This is a genomic window from Myxococcus sp. AM011 (genome assembly GCF_013372595.1).
GTDB classification, from domain to species: Bacteria; Myxococcota; Myxococcia; order Myxococcales; family Myxococcaceae; genus Myxococcus; species Myxococcus eversor.
Map to the genome: position 1 here is coordinate 1 of NZ_JABXEM010000160.1, position 26163 is coordinate 26163.

The following is a 26163-nucleotide window of genomic DNA, read 5'->3' on the forward strand; positions in this document are numbered from 1 at the left end:
CTCCTGTCGGGCCAGCGGCTGGAAGGCCGGTGGACGCTTGCCGGCGTGACGCTAGGGGAAAAGCCCGCCCGGCCACAAGCCGCCAGAGGCCTGCCCTCGGGTCCACCCTGCCCTGGCCCCACCGGCAGGGGAGGGACCGGGCACGCGCCGACCTTGCCCCCCCAGCCCTGTCCGCTTCCACCGTCGCACCTAGCTTTTGGAACAGCGGAGGGAAACGACGCACCACGCTTGCCCCTCCGTCGCACTCACACAGGAGGCTCTCCCATGAAGAAGCTGGTTGGGGTTTTCGCGGCAATGGCACTGCTGGGGTCCGGCGCGGCCTTCGCGAACGACGACAAGACCAAGCCGCAGCAGGACACCGCGGCGCAGGGCGGTTCGGGCACGTCAGGTACGACGGGGAGCACGCAGGACCCGTCCATGCAGAAGGACAGCTCCATGGGCGGCTCCGGCTCCACCATGGGCTCCAGCCCCTCCATGGGCACCAATGCCATGGGCCAGAAGGAGCTGAGCGGCAAGGTGGTGAAGGCCGAGAGCACCAAGCTCTTCGTGCAGGACGCGCAGGGCGCGGTGGTGACGCTCGACATCGACAAGAGCACCACCTTCACCGACCCGACGCTCAAGAAGGCCAAGGACCTCAAGGAGGGCCAGGAGATCCGGGCCAGCTTCGAGGTGAAGGAAACGAAGAACATGGCCAAGAGCATCTCGCTGTCGGGCACCGGCGGCGCGGGCACGGACGTCATGGCGCCGGACCCGTCCATCAACGAGGGCACCATGGACACCGGCACCCAGGGCACCCAGGATGACATGGGCACCGGCGGCTCCAGCATGGGGACGGACAAGAACAAGGACGTGGGCACTGGGGACAAGAGCACCAGCCCCGACACCCAGTACTGAGCCTGGGCCCACGGACTCGCACCCGTGAGACACCGGCTCCCCGGAAGGGGATGCGAAGGGCCCGCGGCCTCCACAGGTCTCGGGCCCTTCGTGCATTCACTTCATTCAGTATTGACTGAATGACCTGAACGAACTAGATGCCGGGCGCCACTCGGGCCCCGGCGGACGTCTGTCGCGCGCGGCCTCCTCGGGGTGGGACGGAGGCCGTGAATGAAGGAGCCGAATGCCGCGGAGCAGCGCTTCATCGAGTCGATGGGGCTGTACTTCGAGCGGCAGGGCAGCACGCGCATCGGTGGGCGCATCCACGCGCTCCTGATGCTGACGGACCAGCCGCTCTCGCTCCAGCAGATTGCCCGCGTGCTCAAGGTGAGCGCGGCCTCCGTGTCCACCAACATCCGCGCCAGCATGGCGATGGGCCTGGTGGAGCCGGCCAGCATTCCCGGAGACCGGCAGCACTACTACGTCGTGAACCACGACGGCTGGGAGAGCCGGCTTCGCACCGCGGAGGACAGCGTCAAGGCGTTCGTCCGCGTGTGCCAGGAGGCCCTCTCCGCGCCGCAGCTCGCGCACAAGCAGCACCTGCGCGAGGCGGCGGACTTCTGTGAGTTCTACCTGGCCGAAATGGCCGGCATCGCCGAGCGGTGGCGCGCCTCACGCGCGGCCCGCCCCTCGCCCCGCACCCCCAAGGCATCGAAAGGACGCACCGCATGAACGCCGCAGTCGCGCAATCACCCATCGTCTCCATCACCAACGTGACCAAGGACTACACCCTGGGCAAGGTGGTCGTCCCGGCGTTGCGAGGCGTGGATCTCCAGGTGCACCCCGGGGAGTTCATCTCCATCGCCGGCCCGTCCGGCAGCGGGAAGACGACGCTGCTCAACCTCATCGGCTGCGTGGACACGGCCACCTCGGGCGTGGTCAGCGTGGCGGGCCAGGACACCAAGCAGCTCACGGAGCGCCAGCTCACCCACCTGCGCCTGCACACCATCGGCTTCATCTTCCAGAGCTTCAACCTGGTGTCGGTGCTCAGCGTCTTCCAGAACGTGGAGTTCCCGCTGCTCCTGCAGCGCAAGCTGGACAAGAACCAGCGCAAGGAGCGGGTGAACCAGCTGCTGGAGCAGGTGGGCCTGGCCGACCACGCCAAGCACCGCCCCAACGAGCTGTCCGGCGGCCAGCGCCAGCGCGTGGCCGTGGCGCGCGCGCTCGTCACCCGGCCCCAGTTGGTGCTGGCGGACGAGCCCACCGCCAACCTCGATTCGGTGACGGGCCAGAACATCATCGACCTGATGAAGGAGCTGAACCAGAAGGAAGGCACCACCTTCATCTTCTCCACGCACGACGCCAAGGTGATGAGCCACGCGAACGCCGTGGTGCGGCTGGCCGACGGCAAGTTCCTGGACCGGCTGACCCCCTCCGAGGCGAAGCGGGCCATGGCGGCAGGCGCGGAGGGTCACTGACATGGGTCAGCTCCGGTTGCTGATGCAGGTGGCCTTCCGCAACCTGTTCACCAGCAAGATCAACATCCTCATCGGCGGCATCATCTTCTTCGGCACCCTGCTGGTGGTGGTGGGTGGCGCGCTGCTCGACAGCATGGACAGCGCGATGAGCCGCAGCATCATCGGCAGCGTCGCCGGCCACCTCCAGGTCTACTCGGACGACTCCAAGGAAGAGCTGAGCCTGTACGGCGGCATGGGCGGCGAGCCGGACCTGGCGGTGCTCGACGACTTCAGCCGCATCAAGCCCTTCCTGGAGAAGCACCCCAACGTGAAGACGGTGGTGCCCATGGGCACCAGCGGCGCGCTCATCTCCTCCGGCAACACGGTGGACCTGACGCTCGCGCGGCTGAGAGACCTCTACAAGAAGCGCGCGGAGGAGGGCGAGTCCCCTGCCCTTCGCGCGAACATCGACAGCGTCAAGTCGCACGTGCGGCAGATGGTGTCGCTCATGGAGGAGCAGCGCAACAAGAGCCGGGAGCTGCTCAGCTCCGCCGCCGTGGACCCACAGGAGGCGGAGGCCCTGGCGCGCGCCCGCACCGACGCGTTCTGGGACACCTTCGAGAACGACCCGTTCGCCGCCCTGGAGTTCCTGGAGAACCGCATCGCCCCGCAGCTCCCGGACGGAGACCTGTTGGACATGCGCTACGTGGGCACGGACCTGGATTCCTTCCAGCGCACCTTCGACCGCATGGAGATCGTCGACGGCCAGCCGGTGCCCCAGGGCAAGCGCGGCATGCTGCTGTCCAAGTTCTATTACGAGAACTTCCTCAAGCTGAAGACGGCGCTGCGGCTGGACAACATCAAGCAGGAGAAGGACCTCAACCAGAAGCGCATCGACGCCGACCCGCAGCTGCAGCGCTGGGTGAAGGAGAACCAGACGCAGACGCGGGAGATCCTCTTCCAGCTGGACCCCATCAAGACGCGGCAGGCGGTGGAGCGGCTGCAGAAGGTGCTCGGCAACCAGGAGCCCTCCCTGGAGAAGCTCCTCTCGGAGTTCCTCACCACCACCGACGACAACTTCGACACGCGCTACCAGCAGTTCTACGCGGAGCTGGCGCCCCTGCTGGACCTGTACCGCATGCGCATGGGGGACAACCTCACCATCACCGCCTTCACGCGCACCGGCTACGTGCAGAGCGTCAACGTGAAGATCTACGGCACCTATCAGTTCAAGGGGCTGGAGAAGTCCGCCATGGCCGGCGTCATCAACCTGATGGACCTGATGTCCTTCCGGGAGCTGTACGGCTACCTCAGTCCGGACCGGAAGGCGGAGATCGCCGAACTGCAGAAGAACAGCGGCCTGAAGGCGGTGGACCGCGCCAACGCCGAGGATGCGCTCTTCGGCGAGGAGAGCGGCAACTCGCTGGTGGCGGAGGCCACGCCGGGGCTCATCGAGGACGCGAAGGCGTTCGAGGGTGCCCTGGGCTCGTTGCGCCGGGACGACCTGGCCGCGCGCGTCTACTCCCAGCAGGAGATTGAACAGGGCGTGGCGCTCAGCGCGGCCATCATCCTCAAGGACCCCGAGCAGCTCCAGCAGACGATGGAGGAGCTGAAGCAGTCCGCGACGGCCGCGGGGCTGAAGCTGCGCGTGGTGTCGTGGCAGCAGGCCGCGGGCCTCATCGGCCAGTTCGTGCTGATGGCGAAGCTGGTGCTCTACTTCGCCGTCTTCATCATCTTCATCGTCGCGCTGGTCATCATCAACAACGCGATGATGATGGCCACCCTCCAGCGCGTGCGAGAGGTGGGGACGATGCGGGCCATCGGCGCGCAGCGCTCCTTCATCCTGAGCATGGTGCTGGTGGAGACGGTGCTGCTCGGCTTCGTCTTCGGCGCGGGCGGCGCGTTGCTCGGCAGCGGCATCATGAGCGCGCTGGGCAGCGCCGGCATCCCCGCCGGCAACGAGGCGCTTTACTTCTTCTTCTCCGGTCCCCGCCTCTATCCCTCGCTGAGCGCCGGCAACCTCATCGCGGCCTTCGTGATTGTCCTCCTGGTGTCCGCCATTTCCACCCTCTATCCCGCGTTCCTCGCGACGCGGGTGTCGCCCCTCCAGGCGATGCAGACGGACGAGTAAGGCCATGTTCCAACTCTTCCTCATCGCATTCCGAAACCTCGGCACCCACCGGCGGCGCACGCTGCTCCTGGGCGGCGCCATCGCCGGCGTCACCGCGCTGCTCGTCATCCTCATGGGCCTGTCCACGGGCATGAAGGAGACGATGCTGCGCTCCGCCACCACGCTCGCCACCGGCCACGTCAACGTGGGTGGCTTCTACAAGGTCACCGCCGGCCAGGCCGCGCCCGTGGTGACGGCCTTCCCGAAGATTCTCGAGCTGGTCCGCAAGGAGGTGCCGGAGCTGGACTACGCCGTCCAGCGCGGGCGCGGCTGGGCCAAGATCGTCAGCGAGTCCAGCTCGCTCCAAGTGGGCGTGGGCGGCATCGACGTGAAGGACGAGCCGGGCTTCCGCCAGGTCCTGCAGATCCACGAGGGCACCCTGGACGGGCTCGACGAGCAGAACACCGTGCTCCTGTTCGAGAAGCAGGCCAAGAAGCTCCAGGTGAAGGTGGGCGACACCATCACCATCTCCGCCCCCACCATGCGCGGGACCAACAACACGGTGGACGTCCGCGTGGCGGCCATCGCCACCGACGTGGGCCTGATGAGCGACTTCAACATCTTCGTCCCGTCCAACACGCTGCGCTCGCTGTACCAGTTGCGCGACGACACCACGGGCGCGCTCTACCTGTACCTCAAGGACGTGAGCCAGGTGCCCCAGGTCCAGGCGCGGCTGCGCACGGTGCTGGCGGACGCGGGCCACCAGCTGATGGACAATGACCCTCGCGCCTTCTGGATGAAGTTCGAGGTCGTCAACCGCGAGGCGTGGACGGGGCAGAAGCTGGACATCACCAACTGGGAGGATGAGCTGTCGTTCATCACCTGGACGCTCACCGCGCTCAACGGGCTGACGGGCATCCTCATCTTCGTGCTGCTGGTCATCATCGGCGTGGGCATCATGAACACGCTGTGGATCGCCATCCGGGAGCGCACCCGGGAGATTGGCACGCTGCGCGCCATCGGCATGCAGCGCACCCGGGTGGTGGTGATGTTCCTGTTCGAGGCGATGACGCTCGGGGCGCTGGGCACCCTGGCGGGCGCGCTCGTCGGACTGGCCGTCTGCCTGGGCGTGGACTCCGCCCACGTGGGCGTCCCGGAAGCCGTGGCGATGTTCATCATGTCGGACCGGCTGCACCTGGTGGTGAACGCGGGCTCCGTCGTCGGCGCCATGGTGTTCATCACCGCCTGCACCACGCTCATCTCGCTGATTCCCTCCTTCCTCGCCGCGCGCCTCAAGCCGGTGACGGCGATGCACCACATCGGATGAAATCCATGAGCCTCAAGAACCTGTTTTCCGCCGCGGCGCTGTCCGTGGCCATGTTGTCCGCGCCCGTGGCGCTGGCCCTGGAGCCGGCCGCCATGACGCAGATGCTGGCGACCATCGATGACCGCCAGCGCAACGGGGGCGACTACAAGGCGCTCATCTATCTGGAGCAGAAGGAGAAGGACAAGACGGACAACGTGCGCGAGGCGTTCATCTACCGGCGCGACGCGGACGACAAGCTGATGATCCTCTTCAGCAAGCCCAAGACGGAGGCCGGCAAGGGCTACCTCCGGATGGACAAGAACCTCTGGAACTACGACCCCAACGTGGGCAAGTGGGAGCGGCGCACCGAGCGCGAGCGCATCGCCGGCACCGACAGCCGGCGCGCCGACTTCGACGAGTCCCGACTGGCCGAGGAGTTCGACCCGACCTACGAGGGCGAGGCGAAGCTGGGCAAGTACTCCGCCCACAAGCTGCTCTTGAAGGTGAAGCCCAACGTGGACGTGGCCTACCCCGTGGTCAAGCTGTGGGTGGACAAGGACTCGAACAACATCCTCAAGCGCGAGGACTACGCCCTCTCCGGCCGGCTGATGCGCACCGCGCTCTACCCGCGCTGGAAGAAGGTCTTCAGCGAGTCCAAGAACGCCGACGTCTGGTACCCCGAGGAGATCCGCTTCTACGACGAGGTGGAGAAGGCCAACTCCACCATCGTCCTCATCAAGTCCGTGGACCTGCGCGCGCTGGAGGCCAACCTCTTCACCAAGGCCTGGCTCGAGAGCAAGAGTCGATGAGCCCGCGCACCCTCACCCTGGCCACGGCCCTGTCCGTGGCCCTCGCCGGCACCACCGGGCTCGCGCAGGCCGCGCAGCGGGACGAGAATGCCCTCTTCGGGGGCGAGGACGACAAGCCCGCGGCTCAGGCGGACATGCCCGGGGAGTCTCCTACGACGGAGCGCCCCAGCGACGACGAGGTGTTCGGCGAGGAGCCCGCGCCGTCCGCGGCGGCCGACGCGAGCAACACGGGCGACGCGACCGAGCGGCAGCCTCCGTTGACGCCGGCGCCGCCCGAGCCGGGAGACCGGGACTCGCAGGCGCTGTCGGGGCCGGGGACGCGCAGCGCCTTCGACTCCGAGGAGGCGGTGGACGACCCGCTGAAGATTGGCGGGCAGTTCTACCTGCGCGGCTTCGCGGCGGCGACGGAGGGGACGTCGTTCGGTGACACGTCGTTCTCCGCGCCCACGCTGGTGGACGGGTACTTCGACGCGCGACCGATGGACCGGCTGCGCGGCTTCGTGGTGGGGCGGTTGAGCTACGACCCCACCGTGGCCACGCAGACGGGCGCCACCCCGAACAACGCGCCGTCCAATCCGCGCGTGCTGCTGGACCAGGCCTGGCTCCGGTTCGACATCGAGCGGACGGTGTTCCTCACCGTCGGCAAGCAGCATGTGAAGTGGGGCACGGGGCAGATCTGGAACCCCACCGACTTCCTGTCACCGCAGCGGCGCAATCCGCTGGCCTTCGTGGACCTGCGCACCGGCGTGTCCATGTTGAAGGTCCATGTCCCCTGGGAAGCGACGGGCTGGAACTTCTATGGCATCGCGGTGATGGATGACCTGGGCACCGACGCGGGCGCGCTGCTCGACAACACGGGCGGAGTGCCTCGCTCCGGAGCGTCCGACCCGGTCAACCGCCTCAGCCGCATCGGTGGTGCGCTGCGCGCCGAGGTCGTCCTGGGGCCCGCGGAGCTTGGCGCGAGCGCCGTGGCACAGCGGGGCCGCAAGCCGCGCTTCGGGCTCGACTTCTCTTCTGCGCTGGGGCCCGTCGATATCTACGGAGAGCTGGGCATCAAGAAGGGCACCGAGCGCCCGCTGTACCGCATCCCCGAGGGCACGACGTTCGAGGAGATCCTCCAGGACACGTCGCTGGTGGAGGCCTATGTCCCCACGGGCCTCACGCCCCAGGTGACGAGCGGCGCCAACTACAGCTTCGCGTATGGCGACAGCGACATCGCCGTGCTGGGCATCGAGTACTTCTACAACTCGACGGGCTACACCAGCTCCTTCGGCTATCCGTACCTGATTGCGCAGGAAGCCTTCCAGCCGCTGTATCTGGGGCGCCACTACGGCGCCGCGTACCTGTTCCTGGACCGGCCCGGCTCACTCGAGCGCACGTCGTTCAACTTCTTCACGCTCAGCAACCTCTCGGACAAGTCGTACATCAGTCGCATCAACGTCACCCACCGCGCCCTCAGCTACCTGACGGTCGAGGGGTACGGCGCGGTGCACTACGGCCACAAGGGTGGTGAGTTCCGGCTCGGCTTCTCGGTGCCGGACACCGTCATCAACGGGCAGCCTGTTCAGGGCTTCAAGCTGGCGGCGCCCACGTTCGAGCTGGGTGCGGGCCTGCGCATCAGCATCTGAAGCGGACGTCGCTCGCTGGGTGATTCAGGGACCGCGCCTCCTATTCCCGGGGGGCGCGGTCCTTCTCGTTTCGGGGCAGGTCGCCGCCCTGACGGGCCGTCGAGGGGCGCTCGGGCCGACGAGGTGCCGGAGAATTCATGCAGTGAACATCCTGCCGGCATGAACCTGTGGATCGCCATCGCCGCCGGATTGAGCCTCGCGCAGGGCCAGAGCGAGCCGCCCTACCCTTCTCCCACGGACCCCTCCGTCAGAGACCCGGCAGCCTCGGCGCTGCGAGACGCGAACGAGCAGGCCGCCGAGGAAGCGGATGGCGCATGGCTGCCCCCGAACTACGTCATCCAACCTCCGATGGCGGATGGGACGCTTCCGTATGGCGGCTATGGCTACGGCTACAACATCACTCCGGTCCTCCCGGATGGTGAGGCGCCGTCGACGTCCGGGCAGGTGGCCGTCGATGAGACGTATCAACGCTACGAGCCCATCCCCGCGCAGGTGCAGGAAGGCACCGGTGGCAGCGGGACGGAGGACTCCGACGGGACGACGGGCGATGACGGAACGAGCACGGGCGTCGGTGGTTCTGGGAGCGTGACGACGGGACAGACGTCGACGGGTTCGGACAACTCGGGCGATGCGCGAGTCTCACAGCCCGGAGGCTCGAACACCGAGGCCGTGGCTCCGTCTCCGGCCTCGCAGCCTGGCGGAATCGACGGGCCGGATGCGGTGGGCACCACGTCGCGGGACTCGACGGGTGTTTCTGGCACGGGGGACATGACTCAGTCGGGCACCGGTGGCTCGGGAACGAGCACCGCGACACAGCCGGAGAGTCAGGACTCGACGGGTGGCCCTGACTCGACGGGGACCACGGCTCCCACGGATTCGTCGGGGATGGGCACGACTGCGCAGCCCGACATTCAGGGTTCGACTGGTGGCTCTGGAACGACGGCCCCTACCCAGGGGACGGGGGCGGGCTTGTCGACACAGCCCAGCACCCAGGATGCGACGGGTGGCTCGGGCACGATGGGGACTGGGACGACGGCGCCCTCGGATGTGACGGGCACGAGCACGCCCACCCAAGACACGACGGGCGGAGCAGGCACCAGCACCACGACGACGCCTGATGATCCGAACGTGACGGGCGGAGCGGGCACCAGCACCACGACGACACCTGACAATCAGGATGCGACGGGCGGGTCGGGCACCAGCACCGCCCCGACTCCCGACAATCCGAATGGGATTGGTGGCTCGGTCATCTCCCCGACTCCCGACAATCCGAACGGGATTGGTGGCTCGGTCATCTCCCCGACTCCCGACAATTCGAACGCGATTGGCGGCTCGGGCTCAGGCACCACTGCGCAGCCCGGGAGTCAGGACTCCGCCGGTGGCTTCGGGCCCACCGAAAGCGAGCAGACCAATGGTCAGGGCGGCTCTGGCTCGTCGACGACCACTCCCGTTCAGCCTCAGCAGCAGTCCTCCGTGAGCGGGCAGCAGACCGGTAACGCTCAAGCCCAGGACGCCAAGCCCACCGCCACGGACGAGGAGGTGGCGCAACTCAAGGCCCGCCTCCAGCAAGTCGAAGAGGAGCTCAAGGCCCGCGACACCCAGATTGAACAGAGCGCCCAGGCCACCCAGCAGCAGGTCGACACGTTCGGCGAGCGCGCCGTCGACACCGAGCGCTCCCGCCAGCAACGCCTCTCCGCACTCCAGAGCGCGGGCGAATGGATGCTCGCTGCGGACGCGGCGCTCCAACAGGGTGAAGACGACGTGGGCAACGCACTCGACATCGCCGACAGCGCCTTCGCCGACCTTCGCGACAGCGCCGCCGAGTTCGGCCAGGGCACCGTCATCGTCCACGCCGAACGCGCTCGCGCCCTGCTCAACCTCGCACGCGACGCAGCGGGACGAAGCGACACCTACTCCGCGCGCCTCGCGCTCCAGGATGCGGGCGTCGAGCTCAGCCTCGCTCGCGGCGCCAGCCTCGGCAGGTCCGGCACGGGCAACTCCCTGCTCTCTCCATGACGCGATGCGGGAGGGGCGCCTCACCCAGCAGGCGCCCCCCTTCCTTCAACCGACGACGGCGTGACAGCCCTTCACGGAGCCGGAGTCTCGCGGAAGATGAGCAACCCGCGTGACGACTCGGTCGCGTACACGTACCCATCTCCGGGGACGCTCACGCTGTTGAGCCCATCGAAGAACGAGACACCACGGCCCGTGTCCGTCTCGCGCCAGGTGTTGTAGTACGCCACCTGCCGGGGAACGCTCGGGTTGCTCACGTCCAGCACGCGCAGGCCATCCTGGTAGTGCGCCACGTAGAGCTTCGTTCCCGACAGCGTCATCGCGCGGATGGAAACCTCCGGACGGATCCTGAACTCTCCCACCTGGAGCACGTTCGCCGGAGAGGCCACGTCCAGCACACTCAGGTGCGCGCCCCAGTCCTCGCCACCCGTGAAGGCCAGGATGCGGTCCCCCACCGTGCCCACCGCCGCCGTGCGCGCGGGACCGCCCGCGAAACGTCCCAGCAGCTTCGGAGTCGACGGCGTGGTGATGTCCGACACCGACAAGCCGAAGGTCCAGTTGCTCACGTACAGCCGGTTGCCCACCGCCGCCACGTCCATCGGCACTTCGCCGCTGAGCGGCTCCGCGCCCTCGACGAAATAGCGGTCCACCAGCTTCGGCTGCGCGGCCGTCGTCACGTCGAAGATGAGCACCTCGCCGTTGGGCGAAGGCGACGCGGCGAACAAGAGATTTCCCTCCAACGCCAACGACGACACATCCACCGCGGGGTCCGCCAACGCGCGCAGGAACACAGGCGCCGCCGGATTCTCCAGGCTGTAGAGGGAGAGGCCGCTGCCCTGCGTCGCCACGAAGAGCGTGGTGTCCTTCACCAACACGTCGTTGTAGACGTCGGTGCTGCGCTTGGCCGCGCCCACCTGCTGCGCCTCCGCCGGGTTGCGCACGTCGTAGACGAAGAGGCCCTCGACACCCGCGGGCACGTAGGCATAGCCCCCGGACACCACCAGGTCCTTCGGGAGGCCGCGCGGCAGCGTCAGCGCCTTCACCAGCTCCAGGCCCGAGGACTCGGCCTCGCCGGTGTTGCGCTCGATGCGCGCGCCCGAGAAGGTGCCCTGCAGGTCCAGCTCTCCGTCCACACACCGACGGAACGTGCCGCCCAGCTTCGTCGGCGCGGTCGCGGAGCACCCGGTGAACGAGTAGCGCACCGTGCGGCCAAACGTGTCCACCACGTCGGCGGCCATGTAGAAGGTGTCTTCCGTGAGCTGCTGCTCCGTCACCGGAAGGCCCAGAATCTGCGCGCCGGAACCGCCCGACAACTTGAGCGCACCCGCGGAGCCCGTCCCGTCGTTCAGTTCGACATTGACGTTCCACACCCCGTTGGCCTGCACTGAAGCGAGGGTTGAACGCTGACAGGACGACAGGTTGATGGCGGCAAGATGACACTCCGCCTTGTTCTTGGAGTTGTCGTCCTTGCCGCAACCCAGGGCGAGGACCAGCGTGCTGCTCAGTAAGAAGAAGCGTCTCATGGCCCGTATGCATACCGGGCGTTGGAACCCAACGAAAGCCCCTCCCTCTTTCTCCCCAAGGGAGCGGCGACGTCCACCGCCTGGCAAGTAAACGGAAAGAAATTATCGAGGCGCTTGTATAGGCTCGTTCTTGAGAGCGAGCCTCCTAGGAAGCACCTGTCTCGCCAGTACCCCACCCCTGAGGTGACCTTCGTGAACCCCCGTCTCCTCGCTGCCGCCGCGCTGACCCTGCTCCTCCCGGGGCTGGCGTTGGCCCAGGTCTTCGTCGTGCCTCGTCGCCCGGGCAAGACGCCGGTGAACAGCTTCGAGTTCGAGTGGCGGCACGTCGACATCCTCGTGGGCCCCGCCGCCACCGGAGTCGCCAAGCCTCCGGAGAGGACGGCGCATGAGCAGCCGCCCGGTGCCCAGGGCGGCGCCAACCCGGACGCGCCCACCACCCACCCGGATACCGGCGACACCAAGTCGGTCCCCGCGGGTCCCCCCAGCGGCTCCGAGCCGTCCACCAGCCCTCCGCCCCTGCTCGCGGAGCAGCAGGACGGGGGCACCCCTCCGGGCGCCCTCGCGGGCAACGATGACGGAGGCTCGCCCCCGTCAGGCGCGACGGCGGCGGTCGGCGATGACGGCGGCACGCCCCTGAGCAGCTTCCTGGGCGATGGCGGGACAGGCAGCGGCCCCGCGCTGGGCAGCGGCCCGGCCCTGGGCGGCAGTCCCGATGGTGGGTTCAGCTACACCTATGCGAAGACGCTCGGCGCCAAGGCAGGCGGCGTGCGCTTCTACTTCTACGAGCGGGAGCGCGTGGTCGCCGAGCGCGCCGCGCCGCTCATCGAAGAGGCGTACCGGTACCTGGTGGACACCTTCCAGTACGTCCCCACGGAGACCTTCCCGTACATCCTCTACAGCAGCTACCAGGAGTTCCTGCAGACGAACCTCTTCCCGCTGTCCGAGGGCACCCTGGGCGTCACCAGCACGGAGGACCTGAAGCTCACCCTGCCGTACCTGGGTGACCACCGCCTCTTCGAGGAGATCTCCACCCACGAGCTGGCGCACCAGTTCACCATCCAGAAGGTCCGCACCGTGGCCGAGCAGGCCAAGGTGTTCGGCGACCCCCTCCAGGCGATTCCCCTGTGGTTCATCGAAGGTATCGCCGAGTTCTACGCCAAGCGGGGCATGGACCCCGAGGCGGAGATGCTCGTCCGCGACCTGCTCGTCAACCCGGACCTCTACAAGGGCTACGCCTTCCTCGACTTCTTCTCCCCCGGGCCCTACGGCTACCTGTGGATCTACAAGGTCGGCCAGGTGCGCGTGGCCTTCCTGGAGGAGGAGTACGGCAAGGGCTTCATCCAGCGCGTGCTGGAGGACGCGCCCCGGCTGGTGGGCGGCTCCAAGGACTCACCGTCCATCAAGTTCGAGGAGCTGCTGGAGCGTCTGACGGGAGATGATCCGAAGCGTGTGTCCGCGCGGTTCGAGAACTGGCTGAAGCGCCGGGCGTACAAGACGTACCTCGGCTCGGAGCAGTCCGCGCCCGCGTTGGACCTGCTCGACAAGGCGCCCGGCTACATCACCGCCATGGCCAGCTCGCCGGACGGCACGGTCCTGGCGATGCGCACCATCGTCCCCGAGACGGGTGAGAGCCGGCTGTATCTGATGGACCCGCGCGCGCCTGACAAGTCGGAGAAGGTCGCCGGTGACGGCGTGCCCGGCGTGGAGTCGCTGCACCCCATCTCCGGCCGCAGCTTCGCGCTGTCCAAGGACAAGCTGGCCTTCATCGCCGAAATCACCGGCCGCGACGTCATCTACGTGCAGGACTACAAACACACCGTGGAGAAGCGCGCCAACGACGTGCTGGTGCGGCGCAACCCCATCCGCACCGGCATCGACCGGGAGGTGGGCACGACGGTGCAGTTGGACGTGGGCGACCGCAAGGCGTACCGCATCGACAAGCACGGCATCCTGGCGGCGTACTCGCCGGCCCTCTCGCCGGATGGGCGCTACGTGGCCTTCATCGGCATCAAGGACGAGGGCCTGCGCGACATCTACGTCATCGACCTGAACGCGAACCCGGACGCCAAGCCCCTGCAGCTCACCGACGACGTGTTCTCCGAGCGCCAGGTGACGTGGGGCCCCGCGGGCATCGTCTTCACGTCGGACGCCACGTCGCACCGCAAGTTCAACCTCTTCCGCGTGAAGCTGGACGCGCCCCGCCAGGTGGAGCGGCTGACGAGCGAGGAGAGGGACCACGCGGACCCGCTGGCCCTGGCCGACGGCCGCGTGTTCTTCACCGCCTTCAACAACAGCAGCTCGGATTTGCACGAGCTGATGGCGGACGGCCGCATCGTCCGCCGCACGGACCTGACCACCGGCGTCTTCGAGCCGGGTGCGGGCCCCGAGGGTGGCCTGTGGATGCTCTTCCACGTGTCGGGTGAGCGGAAGCCCGCGGTGCTCAGGCCGCCGCGCATGCTCGCGTTGGACGTGCCGGCGGAGCCTCCGCCCGAGCCGCCCAACCCGCTGGCGGTGCGCCCCCTCACGGATGCGCAGGCGTACGAGCCCTTCGCGCGAAAGAACCTGGAGTTCGGCCCCATCTTCGGCTTCGCGGGCGCGGGCGGCGGCGGCTTCGTCGGTCAGCTCTTCGCGGCGGCGAGTGACCGGATGAGGGACCACCAGTTCATCCTCACCCTGGCGGTGTACGGCAGCTTCGATTTGACGGACGGCTACATGCTGTACATCAACGACGCGGGCCGGACGACGTGGGGCGGCGGTCTGTTCCAGTCGCTGCGCTTCCGCGTGGACCAGACGTTCGAGAACTCGCCTGTCTTCTTCACGTCGGCGGAGCGGTTCTTCGGCGCGCTCGGCAGCCTGCGCTATCCGCTCAGTACGTTCTTCTTCGTCCAGGGCGATTTGAGCATGGGCGGAACCAAGTACTTCCTCGACGACCAGACCGAGTTCCGCCTCTTCTTCCCGGACCGCAACGAGGCCAACCGGGAGCTGCTGTCGGAGTGGAACGCGAAGAACGGCGCCATCCGCTTCCAGACCGAGGTAAGCGGCCAGGTGGGCTACGACAGCCTCAAGTACCACTACGCCACCGGCCCGCTGTCGGGCAGCTCCGCGCTGCTGGAGATGACGCTGGGCGTGCAACCGTTCGACAGCGAGGCCTACGGCAACCTGCGCCTGGATGCCGAGCGCTACTTCCCCATCTACGGCCGCACCAACATCTTCCTGCGCGGCGGCGCGGGCACGACGCTCGGCGGACGCTACGCGCGCTCCTACTTCCTGTCGTCGTTCGACACCCTGCGCGGGGTGAATTTCGGCGACGAGCGGTGGCTGCTCGGCCGCAACTTCGTCTACTCCACGCTGGAGCTGCAGCTGCCCCTCAACGACATCATCCGCGTGGCCTTCTTGAGTGACCTGGAGGCCATCGCGGCGATGGACGTGGGTGGCGTGGGCAACGGCGGCGACGACTTGTGGAACCACCGGGTGCTCAACGCCGTCGTCGGTGTGAACCTGGCGCTGGGGCCCCTGCTGCTGCGGCTGCACTTCGCCAAGCCGTTCGACATCGGCGCCAAGGCCGGCAAGCCGGACTCCGGCTGGGTGACGAACTTCTCGCTGGGCATCGCCGGCCTCAACGGCTTCTTCGACCAGGCGGACACCGGCGCGACGAACGGCGCGACCCAGCCCGCCTCTCCGGCGCTGATGCCGGCGCAGGGCGGTGGCTACACCTCGCCCCGGCACTGAGGCGACGAGCCGCCCCCGCTCCCTTCATCGGGTGAGCGGGGGTTGGCGAGGCAGCGAGGCGCGGCGTCAGGACTGCGCGGCGACGAGCGCCGCGTTGGCCTTGGCCATGGGCCCGCCGTCATTGGGGATGCGCTCGAAGTCACCGCGCAGCGCCTTGATGGCGAACTTCTCCAGGTCGATTTCCCGGCGCGAGCGGATGCCCAGCGCGCGCAAGGGAGCGGACAAGGGCCCGAAGCCGAAGACGCCGTGCTGGAGGAGGACTCCCGCGGCCACGGCGCTCAGCGCCCGCCACCGGCCACCATCCTTCTTGCCCAGCAACAGGCCCAGAGCCCCCAGCGCGGCCGTGCCCACCATGACGGCGCGGTTGAGGTCCCACTCGCGCTCCAGGCGTTGGAGGTAGCGGCTCATCTCCGGGCGGTCCGCATGGGTCGCCATGTGCCGCACGCATGCCTCCACATGCTCGTCGATACGACGGTTCACCATCAACGGCGTGTGACTGCGGGCGGAATCAGACGACTGGTTCCAGGTCTCCATCGCGGGCGTCTCCCTGTCGCGGCGCTCCCCTCTTCCTCTAGAAGCTAGGCCCGACGCTCCGTGTCGGGAACAGCGGAGGGCAGAAGGGAAGACGGCTTCCTTGCCTGCCCGCCTGCCCCACCAGGGAGGCTCGCGTGCAACGTCGTGGCCCCTCGCGGAGCTCACGCGCCGACGCGGGGGTCGACGGGTCCTCTGCCCTCCAGGGTGAAGCAAATGACCGGCCCAGGAAGGGAAATCCCTTTCATCAACTACCCGCCCCACGGCGTCTTGGGGCACTGGCATCGTTCACTTTCAGGCGTCGCACGTCTGCCTTCGTGAGGCATGAGCCTTGCTCAACACCTGGAGATGACGCGCTCACGACTCTTGCTCTGCCTTCCGGTGATGTGGCTGTGGGCTTGCGGTTCTGGAGCCCCCCCCTCGCCCATCACCCAGCCACCTCCCATCGAGCAACCTTCACCGCCCGGCACGGTGGATCCGCCTCCCGTCGACCCTCCTCCGGTGGACCCGCCGCCTGTCGATCCTCCTCCGGTGGATCCGCCTCCCGTCGACCCGCCTCCGCCGGTGACGCCGGAGGCCCAGCGGCCCTTCGTCATGCCGACCTTGCAGGCGAGCGTGCCCGAGTACGAGCTCATCATCCCCGAGGAGGCGATGAAGAAGTTCGAGGCGGACGTGTGGACGCCGGAGCAGGACGCCATCTTCAAGGCGGGCGGGAAGACGTACCAGGTGAAGGTGCGCCTGCGCGGGGCCTCCGCGCGCTTCTTCGTCAAGAAGAGCTGGAACGTGAGCTTCGACAAGGACGTGCGCTTCGAGGGACGCACGTCGCTCAACCTCGTGGCCGAGTTCGCGGATGCGACGCTGCTGGCGGAGAAGATGGCGTTCGACCTGATGGCCGCGATGCGCGTGCCCGCGTCCAAGGCGACCTTCGTGCGCCTCAAGCTCAATGGCCAGTACGAGGGCGTGTTCCTGGATATCGAGCAGGTGAACAAGGCCTTCCTCAAGGCCCATGCCTTCGCGGACGACGACGCCACCATCTACCGGTGCGGTTGGAAGGACTGCGAGCTGAAGACGTGGAAGGTGCCCTACCAGGGTGACTGGACGAAGAAGACCAACGAGCAGCAGCCGGACGATGGGCTCTTCGCCATGCTGGACGTCATCAACTACACGCCGGAGCCCGAGTTCGCCGCCGCGCTGGAGAAGCACCTCCAGTTGGAGCACTACCTGCGCTCCATGGTGCTGGACGCGCTGATGTCCAACAACTTCGTGGAGGACTCGGAGAGCTACTTCATCTACGACCGGGCCGTGGCGAAGTGGTCCTACGTGCCCTGGGACCTCAACAACGTGGACGCGCGCTGGTGGTACCTCAACCCCGCGGAGGGCATGAGCACCAGCTCCGCCAACATGCGCCACCCGCTGTTCAACTTCACGCTGACGGACGCGTGGACGGAGAAGATGTACCTGCAGCGCAAGACGGAGACGCAGTCCTATCCCGGCTATCTGCCCGTCTTCTCCAACCTGGGCACGCGCGTGCTGGCGAACCCCGAGCTGCGTGAGCGGCTGGGCGCGCGGCTCGACAAGGCGCTGGACGAGCTGTTCAAGCCCGAGGTGATGAACCCGTACATCGACGCGATGCACGCGCTCATCGACCCGCACATGAATGGGGCTCCGTACACCGACTACGCGCAGTTCAAGGCGGGTCGCGACTACATGAAGCGCTACGTGAAGGAGCGCCGGGCCTTCGTGGAGAAGGACTGGACGCGGATGCAGGCGCAGCGCCCCACGCTGGTGTTCGAGGCGTTCGACCCGGTGGAGGGCTGGGTGGACGTGGGAAACCGGGGCGCCGTGGCGCTGTCGCTCCAGGGCATGGTGCTGACCACGAACCTGAGGGTGAGCCTGGCGCGGAGTGAGCATGTGCCCACCCAGGTGACGACGCCCGTGGGCGCGGTGCTGCCGAACGTGACGGTGGCCCCGGGCGGGAAGGTGCGCCTGAAGGCCTCCGAGCTGGGCATCCGGCTGCCGCCGAAGGGAGAGCTGGGCCTGTTCGACGGCAAGTCCGTCGTGGGCGTGAAGGACTTCCTCTTCTACGGCGCGCTGCGCGCGGGGCAGCAGTACGAGCGCGGCGACAAGGGCTGGGAGGTCCGCTGAGCGGAGCGCGCGCGTCGACGAGGGACGCGCGCTCAGGGCGATTCGGTCAGCGCCGCTCGCGGACGAGGAGCGTGCGCTTGGCGCTGAGTCCCCGGTCATCCGTGACGAGGATTTCGTGGGAGCCCACCGAGGGCTTCCACCACATGCGCTCATCGGCGCGCGCGGTGCCCAAAAGCGCGCCGTCCACGAACCAGGTGAGCGCGCGCTCGTGCGAGGCCTCAGCCTCCAGCGGCATCTCCTGCTGCTCCGGAGGCACTCCGGGAATCAGCAGCGCGATGTGGCCCTGCGCGGGCGAGACGATGGTGGGGGCGGCGCGCTCACCACCGAGCTCGCAGCCGGGCGCCAACGACGGGGGCTCCGGCAGACGACGGTGCTGCTCCTCCAGCCAACGGCGGATGGTGGCGGGCCAGGTGACGAACACCCGTGACTCCGTCTTCCGCCCCGCGCGGCACGTGGGCCCCACCGCGAGCCCGGAGGCCACGTCGACCTCGATGTGCTGGTGGTAGGGGCAGTGCGCGGTGGGCACCGCCGAGCGCCGCGCGTAGACCTCCTTGCGCTGCACGCACGCGTCCGTCGGCAGGTGGCCCGAGTACGCGCAGACCTCCACGCGCATCAGGTCCTCCGGCGGCGTCACTTCATCCTCCGGCAGCGAGCGCCCTCGGGGACCCACGCCCTCCAGGATGTCGAACAGCAGCGGGCCCGCCGCGTCCGCGCCCACCAGGTGCACGCTCGGCGTGTGGTCGAAGTTGCCCAGCCACACCACCGCCGTGTGCCGGGGCCCCGAGCCCGCCGCCCACGCATCCCGGTGACCGAAGCTCGTCCCCGTCTTCCAGTGCACGCGCGCGGGCAGGCCCGTCAGTCGGCGCCGCTCCGGAAAGTCCGGCCGGTCCTTCAGCGACAGCGCCTTGCGCGTGAGCCACGCGGCCCCCGGAGACATGACCTCCACCGGGGACGCCACCGGCTGCCCTTCTTCCAGCAGGCGCAGGGGACGCGTGCGGCCATCTCCCGCCAACACCACGTACACACCCGCCAGCTCCAGGGGCGTCAGTTCGATGCCGCCCACCGCGGCGGACAGGCCGTAGTGGCCCGGCTCGGAGATGAGGCTCGTCACCCCCGACGTCCGCAGCGCGCCCAGGAAGCGCTCCACGCCCACGCGCTCCAGCAGCCGCACGAAGGGCATGTTGAGCGACTGGGACAGCGCGTACTCCAGCCGCACGAGGCCCAGGAAGCGGCCGTCGAAATTTCGCGGCGAATAGCCGCCATACGACATGGGGATGTCGGCCACGAGCTGCTCCGGCCCCGCCAGGCCCAGGTCGATACCCATGGCGTACAGGAGCGGCTTGAGCGCCGAGCCCGGGGAGCGCGGCGTGGCGAAGCCGACAATCTGTCCGCCGTGCTTCTCGTCGAAGAAGTCGAAGTTGCCCACCAGCGCGAGCACCTCGCCTCGCTCGCGCTCCACCACCACGGCCGCGCCGTTGTGCACGCCTCGCGACGACAGGTCCTTCGACCCGTCCCGCATCACCCGCTCCACCAACCGCTGCGTGCCCGCGTCCAGCGTGGTGCGCAGCCGTGTCAGCCCCGGGCGCTGTGCCCGCAGCCACACCGCCGCGTGAGGGGCCTCGCGGGGAAAGGGCTTCAGCTCCAGCGGCGCGGCGGAGGCGTGCACCTCCGCCAGCACCTGCGCATCCGTCACCGTCGCGCCCTCGGGGCCGCGTGGGAGGGCATGGGCCTCCAGCAGCCTTCGGGCCACGTCGTCCCGGGCCGCGCGCAGGCGGGCGCGGTTCTCCGGCGTGGGGAAGCGACGGTTGGGGTTCTGCGGCACCGCCAGCAGCGTGGCGATTTCAGCCGGGCTCAGGTGGGCCGCCGTGTGGCCGAAGTACGCGAGCGCCGCGGCCTCCACGCCCTCCACGTTGCGCCCGTACGGAACGAACTGGAGATACGCGCCCATGACCTCCTGCTTCGTCAGCCGCAGCTCCAACTGCACCGCGCGGAAGGACTCCACCAGCTTCGAGGTGAAGGTGCGAGGGCGCGGCTCCAGCATGCGCACCAACTGCATCGTCAGCGTGGACGCGCCCGACACCCGGCGCCCCCGTGTCAGGTTGAGCACGGCGGCGCGCGCCACCGCGAGCGGGTCCACGCCCGGGTGGGAATAGAAGCGCTTGTCCTCCAGCGCGAGCAGGGCCCGGACGTAGGCCGGGTCGATGCGCTCCGCCGGAGCGGCGATGCGCCACCGCTGGTCCGGCGCGAGGAAGACATGCGCCGGAGTGCCGTCGCGGTACTCCAGCACCACCGAGGGCGGTGAGGAGAGCCGCGACGGCAGCGGCAGCCACCACGCCGCCGCCACCCCCAGCGCCGCGAGGCCGACGAGCCCCGCGGCGAACCATCCGAGCTTCTTCAGGAGGTGACGAGCGCGGCGCATGTCAGAGCAGGCTGTCCTTCCACGGGCCGGACACCTGCACCGTGCCGCCCGCCTCGCGCGCCCAGATGCGCGGGTCGTACATCGCCTCGGCCTCCGCCGTGGGCAGGGTGAAGGCTCCCGCCGTCACCGCGCGCACCGCGTAGACAATCTTCTTCGCCTCACCCGCGCCGAGCGCGCCGAAGACCTCCATCCGGTCATCGCGGATGTTGACGTAGTCCGGCGTCCACAGCGCGTCGGCCGCCACCCAGTCTACCGAGCCCCCGCGACCCAGCCGCGCGTTCTCGATTTCCCAGCCCGCCGGCAGGCGGTCCACCAGGGCGATGTTCTGCACCCGCTCACCCGTGGCGTTCTTCAGCTCCAGCTCCACGTACACCAGCTCCGCCAGCGCCAGCGGCGACGACTTCAGGTCCAGCTCCGAGCCGTCCTGCTTGCGATAGGTGCGGGTCAGCTTGAGACCCTCCCCACCCGTGCGCGGCTGCCCGTCCGCACGCACGCCCTCGCTGCTCAGCACCAGGTACAGCTTCCCCGAGTCCTTGGACTTCACATCGAGCTGGAGCTGCTTGCGCTCGCTGGCCCGCGCCAGGGACCACGTGCGGTCGGAGCCGCGCGCGTCCTTCGCCTTCGGGGCCGCCACCTCCTTGCCCTCCACCGTCAGCACCGGCGCGGTGAACTGGGAGGCCGCGCCCTGCAGCCGCTTGCCCAGGCCCGTGATTCCCCACACGAGTTCCTGCGTCGTGTACCAGTTGCTCGAGTGCGCCTGGAGCGACTGGGCCACCATGGCCGCCAGGGGCTCGCCGTCGGCGTTGTTGCCGAAGAGGTCCTGGTAGGTGCTCAGCATGAAGCCCCGGCGCCGCCGGTCCGAATAGAAGGACCAGTTGTTGTGGCGCTCGTCGGTGACGGGCGACAGGTCCGGGGTGCGCAGCTCCTTCTCGTAGCGGCGGTCTCCGGCGAGCCACAGCCCGGCCTTGAGCATGTAGTCGACCTCACGCTCCTGGCCACCCAGCGCGCCCTTCTTCGACTTCTCCGCCAGCGCCTCCACCAGCTTCAGCATGCGCGCCTTGCGGCCCTTGCCGGACAGCGACAGCACGTAGTGCATGTAGGCTTCCTCGCTGTCGACCTGCCCGTTCAGGCGCACGGCCGACTGGCCCTCGTAGGCGCTCATGCGGTTGCCCATCCACGTAATCGCGTCGTTCAGCCGCTCCTGCGACACGGGGTACTTCAGCTTCTGGGCATCCAGCAGCATGTGCGTCGCGTAGGCGGTGCCCCAGTCCACCGGCTCCGTGGAGCCGGGCCAGTAGCCGAAGCCGCCCGAGGACGTCTGCATGGACAGCACGCGGTTGATGCCCGCGAGCACCATGTCCCCCACCGAGCCCTCACGGGTCAGCGACGGGTCCACGTTGTCCACCAGCTCCGACACGAAGAGCAGCGGGCGCGTGGAGGACGTCGTCTGCTCGATGCAGCCATAGGGGTACTGCACCAGGTACGAGAGGTGCTGGAGCGACTGCGCATAGGGATTGGCCGTCACCCACAGCGTGGAGCGCTCCGTCGTCGGCACCCAGCCCTGGAGGTACTGGGAGAGGTCCGTCACGCCCTGCGCCAGCTCGATGCGCTGCACCCGCCGCTCGCGGGGACCCGCCGGGGACAGCGGCACATCCAACGTCTCCTTCGACGTGTAGCCTCCGCCCTCCACCACCACGCTCAGCCGCGCGGCGCCCACGGCCTGCACCGCTCGAGCCTGGAAGACGAACGTCGTCGACTTGCCATCCTCCAGCCGGGCCCGGCCCTCGCTCTTGCCCAGGAGCTGGAGCGGAGAGGTCGCCGTCGCGGGCATCGTCAGCCCGGGCACCGGCAGCGACTCCGCGCCCAGCGTCACCTTCACGTCCTGCGGCTTGCCGGACAGGTTGGTGACGAAGACGGGCACCTGGATTTCGTCGTTCTGCGTGAGGAAGCGAGGCAGCGTCGTCTGGAGCACCAGCGGGTCTCTCACCAGCACCTGCGCGCTCGCGCGGCCCAGGCGCTTGGGCCCCGCCGTCACCACCATCACCCGCACCGCGCCCCGGTACTGCGGAATCTGGAAGGGCAGGCGCAGCTTGCCATTGGCCGGCACCAGCACCACGCCGCTCCACAGGGCCACGGGCTTGACGGGCTGCACCCGGCCACTCGCGTCCCCTTCCGCGTCACCGCCGGTGGAGCGCGAGTTGCCGCCAGGCGGCACCAGCAGCGTCCAGCCGATGGTCTCGTAGGTGCCCACGCCGAGGGCGCGCTTGGTGAAGATCTGCTTGAGCGGATCCGGACTCTGGAAGCGCGTGAGGGAGAGGATGCCCTCGTCCACCACCGCCACCGTGGCGAAGGTCGGCCCCTCCAGCGCGCCCAAATCCATCTCCACGTTGAGCGTGTCGTTGGAGCGGACCTCCTTGGGCACGTTCAGCGTCACCGACTGGGTGAAGTCCACGGGCTCCAGCGTGATGTTGGCCACGCCGAAGGCGCGGTCCGGCATGAACGCCTCGCGCGACTCCAGATGCGGGTCCTTCACGAGGAAGGTGCTCACGTAGACGTTGGGCGCGAACTGCTTGGGCGTGAAGGTCCACGTCACCTCGCCCGGCTCCACGGCCTTCCACTCGGTGGCGAGCACGCGGTCCGTCTCCGCGGTGAACAGCATCCGGCCCTTGTACGGGGCCTTCACCTTCACGGTGATGGGCTGGCCCACGCGAGCCAGCGCCGGCACCGCGACGTCCAGCGAGGTGGGCTTGAGCGGACGCGGCGTCTGGTCCACGCGCGAGCCCTCGCCCCACCAGTAGTAGCGACCCTCACCTTCCAGCTCCAGGTCCGTCTGAGCATTGCCGGAGCGCACGCGCACCAGGTAGCCCGCGGCGTCTCCGCCCGGCGTCACGTTGAGGGAGAAGCGGCCCCCCGACACCTTCGCCGTGGCGCTGCCCTCTCGAATCGGACGCAGGTAGCGCTGGTAGCGGTCATACCCTTCCGACTCGTCGTAGTAGTACCCGTACTCCTCCTCCAGGCGGACGTACTCCACCTCCACCGACTTGGGGGCCACGGAGCCGGACGCGAGGACCTTGCCGTCCCAGTCCACCACCACGCCGTTCACCGTGAAGGGCTTGCCGGCCTTCACCTTCCCCACGCTGGCCTGCAGACCCACGTAGTAGCGCTCCGGGTGCACGGGCACGCTGGCCTCGTTCACCGTGGAGCGACCGCTGCCGGACTCGAAGACGCTGACCAGCGCGCTCAGCTTCGCGGCGCCGCGCAGTCCGCCCATGGCCGCCTGCGCCGGGCAGTTGAGGACCGTCTGGCCCTTCGCGTCCAGCGCGCCCTTGGCCTGTCCCAGCGTGACGGGGCGCGGCTCCTTGCCGTCCTGACGCCACAGGCCGTAGGTGAACTGGCCGTTCTCCTTCGGCTTGAAGTCCGACGGCAAGAGCCGGCAGTTGAGCTCCACCGGGCTTCCCTCCGCCGAGCCACCGAAGAGATAGGCGGCCTCCACCGCGACGGGCAGCTCCACGCCCTGCACGTAGCCGGGGGCCTCGGTGGTCGCCGTCACCTTCATGCGCTCGGGGACGAACTCCTCCACGCTGAAGGCGTAGGAGGCCACCTCGCGGTCCGCGACCTTCAACGTCACGCGGTAGCGGCCCGTGTCCTGGAACGCCTCGAACGGAAGGTCGAGCGCGACGAGCCCCGCCTCGTTGGCCTTCAGCGGCACCTTCTTCAGCTCGCGCTCGCGCGGGTCCACCACCACCAGCTCGACGGGCATGCCCGCGGGCGGAGCCAGGTCATCCTGGCCGCGCAGCACCGCGGCGACGTGCGCCGTGTCTCCCGGCCGATACACGCCCCGGTCGGACCAGATGGAGGCGCGGTAGGCCTTCTCGGAGCGGTACGGCTCACCCTGCACGTCCGAGTTGGCGATCTCCATCTTGAGCTCGCTGTACTTGAGGTACGTCAGCTCCTCGCCTTGACGGGCGATGAGCGCGAAGGGCTCGCTGTCGTCCGCGCCCGCCGCGGGCACCTTGAGCATGCACCCCTCCGCGCCCTTGGTGACGCAGCGATCCACGGCCTGGCCGCTCTTCTTCACGAGGGAGACTTCGACGCCGGACACCGGGTCGGTGCTCTCGATTCCGAGCGCCCAGACCCACACCTCGCCCCGGTCCGTGGTGCCGGGCGCGGGGCCGCCTCTCTTGGCCACGAGGCTCAGGTCCGTGAGGAGGATTCGCGAGGCGGCCTCCAGTTCATTGCGCTTCACTGAGACCTCCACGAGGCCGCGCGTCGTCGACGGCACCAGGGTGGCCACGTCCACGTAGGTGGTGGCCAGGGTGTCCTGCGGCGACTGGAGGGACAGCGTCTTCTTCACCACCACGTTGGACGTGCGCTCGTCGGCCACTTCGCGCTGGTCGTCGCTCATCCAGAAGACGAGGTTCTCCGGCGGCACGTTGCGGATGGTCAGCTCGACGCTGTCGAGGTTGAGGTGCTGCAGCGGCAGGTTGCGCCAGGCGCCGCGCGGCAGGTAGCGCCCCGCCGAGGAGAACGAGAGCTGCGGCTGGCGGGCGGGGATGGAGACGCCTTCCTCGAAGTCGGACAGCAGCGTGCCATTGCCCGTCGACGTCGTCCCTGCGGCGATGCGCAGCGAGTACGTGCCGCGCTTGAAGTCGCCGAAGATGCGGAAGCCTCGCCGCGAGGGCGCGACGGACACCTTCACCGGCGGCGTCAGGTGGATGGAGGCCTCTGCCGTGGCGTCGTCCAGGATGCAGCCGCGGTTGTTCGAGTCCCAGTAGTACTCGTCGTAGTCCTGGTTCTGACGGGGGCTGGGCGGCGCGGCCATGTCCACGTCGCGGCAGCTGACCTCCAGGTAGTGCCCGGAGGCTCCGCTCTGGCGGGTGATGCCGGTGATGTCCATGCGCTTGCCGCCGCGCAGGACGAAGGAGGACTCCGCCGCGGGGGCGCGCGCCTTCGCGTCCGACGCCGAGACGAGCCCCGCCTTGAGGACGAAGCGCACGGTGGCCCCGCCCTTGAGCCCCGGGTGGCCGAGCTGCGCGGTGACGACGTCACGCTTGCCGGGCACGTTGCGCCACTTCACGTCGCTGATGGACTGTCCGCCCACATCGAAGGCGCCGCGCGAGCGGAGGGCGCCCGTGTCCACCGGGCCGGAGAACGCGATGTCCACCTCGATGCGGTTCTTGAGCAGGTCGGCCTGCTTGGGCTCCACGCGGAGGAAGTGGAACGACGGCGTCGTGAAGCGGTGGGTCCACGCACCCTCGGAGGGCGGCTTCACCACGCCGGCCTCGGTCTCCACCGACTCCACCGTCACGGTGTACTCGGTCTCGAAGGAGAAGCCGGCGCCGGCGGCGTTGAACGTGAGCGTGGACGGTCCGCTCCACTGCAGGTTGCCGGAGACTCGGGGCGAGAGGGTGACGACGGTGCCCGCCTTCACTTCATGGTCGGGCGGGCGCAGCGAGCGGGCCAGCTCGATGACGACGCCCTGGGGCAGCACGGTGTCCGAGCCCGGCGCGCTGATGATGGGCGTCACGGCCTCCGGCTTGACGGGCACCGGCGGCGTGGCGGACGCGCTGCCGCCGAGGGACGCCGGCGTGCTCGGGGCCTGGGTGGTGACGGGGGGAGG

At 68.7% G+C, this 26163-nt stretch carries 14 protein-coding genes; 10 read left to right on the forward strand and 4 right to left on the reverse strand.

Annotated elements, in window-relative coordinates:
- The first annotated feature begins 264 nt into the window (after positions 1-264).
- The 8 genes from HUW62_RS29020 (at position 265) to HUW62_RS29055 (ending at position 10199) form a co-directional block, all read left to right on the forward strand.
- Positions 265-894, forward strand: coding sequence for a hypothetical protein (locus tag HUW62_RS29020; protein ID WP_163867951.1), 630 nt, complete (start codon positions 265-267; stop codon positions 892-894).
- Between the two features lie 210 nt (positions 895-1104).
- Complete coding sequence (locus HUW62_RS29025; RefSeq protein WP_163867950.1) at positions 1105-1605, forward strand: GbsR/MarR family transcriptional regulator; 501 nt, start codon at positions 1105-1107, stop codon at positions 1603-1605.
- Positions 1602-2351 carry an ABC transporter ATP-binding protein gene (locus HUW62_RS29030; protein ID WP_163867949.1) on the forward strand — a complete coding sequence of 250 codons (750 nt, stop codon included), beginning with the start codon at positions 1602-1604 and terminating at the stop codon, positions 2349-2351. The genes HUW62_RS29025 and HUW62_RS29030 overlap by 4 nt, the downstream gene beginning before the upstream one ends.
- 1 nt (position 2352) lies before the next feature.
- Positions 2353-4461, forward strand: a complete 2109-nt coding sequence (locus tag HUW62_RS29035) for an ABC transporter permease (protein ID WP_176436252.1) — start codon at positions 2353-2355, stop codon at positions 4459-4461.
- A 4-nt stretch (positions 4462-4465) separates the two neighbouring features.
- On the forward strand, positions 4466-5767 hold the full coding sequence (locus tag HUW62_RS29040; RefSeq protein ID WP_163867947.1) for an FtsX-like permease family protein: 1302 nt from the start codon (positions 4466-4468) through the stop codon (positions 5765-5767).
- Positions 5768-5772: 5 nt separating this feature from the next.
- Positions 5773-6555, forward strand: a complete 783-nt coding sequence (locus tag HUW62_RS29045) for an outer membrane lipoprotein-sorting protein (protein ID WP_163867946.1) — start codon at positions 5773-5775, stop codon at positions 6553-6555.
- Positions 6552-8183: a hypothetical protein gene (locus HUW62_RS29050; RefSeq protein ID WP_176436253.1), complete on the forward strand. Its 1632-nt coding sequence runs from the start codon at positions 6552-6554 to the stop codon at positions 8181-8183. Before HUW62_RS29045 ends, HUW62_RS29050 begins: the two co-directional genes overlap by 4 nt.
- A 159-nt stretch (positions 8184-8342) precedes the next feature.
- Complete coding sequence (locus HUW62_RS29055; RefSeq protein ID WP_176436254.1) at positions 8343-10199, forward strand: hypothetical protein; 1857 nt, start codon at positions 8343-8345, stop codon at positions 10197-10199.
- 71 nt (positions 10200-10270) lie between these two features.
- On the opposite strand, the gene HUW62_RS29060 is transcribed toward HUW62_RS29055, so the two are convergent.
- Positions 10271-11719 carry an LVIVD repeat-containing protein gene (locus HUW62_RS29060; RefSeq protein WP_176436255.1) on the reverse strand — a complete coding sequence of 483 codons (1449 nt, stop codon included), beginning with the start codon at positions 11717-11719 and terminating at the stop codon, positions 10271-10273.
- Positions 11720-11911: 192 nt separating this feature from the next.
- Between HUW62_RS29060 and HUW62_RS29065 the strand changes: the two genes are divergently transcribed.
- Positions 11912-15448, forward strand: a complete 3537-nt coding sequence (locus tag HUW62_RS29065; RefSeq protein ID WP_176436256.1) for a PD40 domain-containing protein — start codon at positions 11912-11914, stop codon at positions 15446-15448.
- A 66-nt stretch (positions 15449-15514) separates the two neighbouring features.
- Here HUW62_RS29065 and HUW62_RS29070 read toward each other — a convergent pair whose 3' ends face one another.
- Positions 15515-15982 carry a hypothetical protein gene (locus tag HUW62_RS29070; protein ID WP_163867942.1) on the reverse strand — a complete coding sequence of 156 codons (468 nt, stop codon included), beginning with the start codon at positions 15980-15982 and terminating at the stop codon, positions 15515-15517.
- Between the two features lie 321 nt (positions 15983-16303).
- On the opposite strand from HUW62_RS29070, the gene HUW62_RS29075 reads away from it, so the two are divergent.
- The gene (locus tag HUW62_RS29075) at positions 16304-18124 is read left to right on the forward strand and encodes a CotH kinase family protein (RefSeq protein WP_240356695.1); all 1821 of its coding nucleotides are present in this window, start codon (positions 16304-16306) and stop codon (positions 18122-18124) included.
- 46 nt (positions 18125-18170) lie between these two features.
- Here the strand turns inward: HUW62_RS29075 and pbpC are convergent, their stop codons facing one another.
- Positions 18171-20543, reverse strand: a complete 2373-nt coding sequence (pbpC, locus tag HUW62_RS29080; protein ID WP_176436257.1) for a penicillin-binding protein 1C — start codon at positions 20541-20543, stop codon at positions 18171-18173.
- Position 20544: 1 nt separating this feature from the next.
- Positions 20545-26091, reverse strand: coding sequence for an alpha-2-macroglobulin (locus tag HUW62_RS29085; protein WP_368670500.1), 5547 nt, complete (start codon positions 26089-26091; stop codon positions 20545-20547).
- Positions 26092-26163: the final 72 nt, after the last annotated feature.

Bases quoted from the DNA above. Each gene is read 5' to 3' on its own strand.
- HUW62_RS29020 (WP_163867951.1), top strand. From the start codon at position 265: ATGAAGAAGCTGGTTGGGGTTTTCGCGGCAATGGCACTGCTGGGGTCC.
- HUW62_RS29025 (WP_163867950.1), top strand. From the start codon at position 1,105: ATGAAGGAGCCGAATGCCGCGGAGCAGCGCTTCATCGAGTCGATGGGG.
- HUW62_RS29030 (WP_163867949.1), top strand. From the start codon at position 1,602: ATGAACGCCGCAGTCGCGCAATCACCCATCGTCTCCATCACCAACGTG.
- HUW62_RS29035 (WP_176436252.1), top strand. From the start codon at position 2,353: ATGGGTCAGCTCCGGTTGCTGATGCAGGTGGCCTTCCGCAACCTGTTC.
- HUW62_RS29040 (WP_163867947.1), top strand. From the start codon at position 4,466: ATGTTCCAACTCTTCCTCATCGCATTCCGAAACCTCGGCACCCACCGG.
- HUW62_RS29045 (WP_163867946.1), top strand. From the start codon at position 5,773: ATGAGCCTCAAGAACCTGTTTTCCGCCGCGGCGCTGTCCGTGGCCATG.
- HUW62_RS29050 (WP_176436253.1), top strand. From the start codon at position 6,552: ATGAGCCCGCGCACCCTCACCCTGGCCACGGCCCTGTCCGTGGCCCTC.
- HUW62_RS29055 (WP_176436254.1), top strand. From the start codon at position 8,343: ATGAACCTGTGGATCGCCATCGCCGCCGGATTGAGCCTCGCGCAGGGC.
- HUW62_RS29060 (WP_176436255.1), bottom strand. From the start codon at position 11,719: ATGAGACGCTTCTTCTTACTGAGCAGCACGCTGGTCCTCGCCCTGGGT.
- HUW62_RS29070 (WP_163867942.1), bottom strand. From the start codon at position 15,982: ATGGAGACCTGGAACCAGTCGTCTGATTCCGCCCGCAGTCACACGCCG.
- HUW62_RS29075 (WP_240356695.1), top strand. From the start codon at position 16,304: ATGAGCCTTGCTCAACACCTGGAGATGACGCGCTCACGACTCTTGCTC.
- pbpC (WP_176436257.1), bottom strand. From the start codon at position 20,543: ATGCGCCGCGCTCGTCACCTCCTGAAGAAGCTCGGATGGTTCGCCGCG.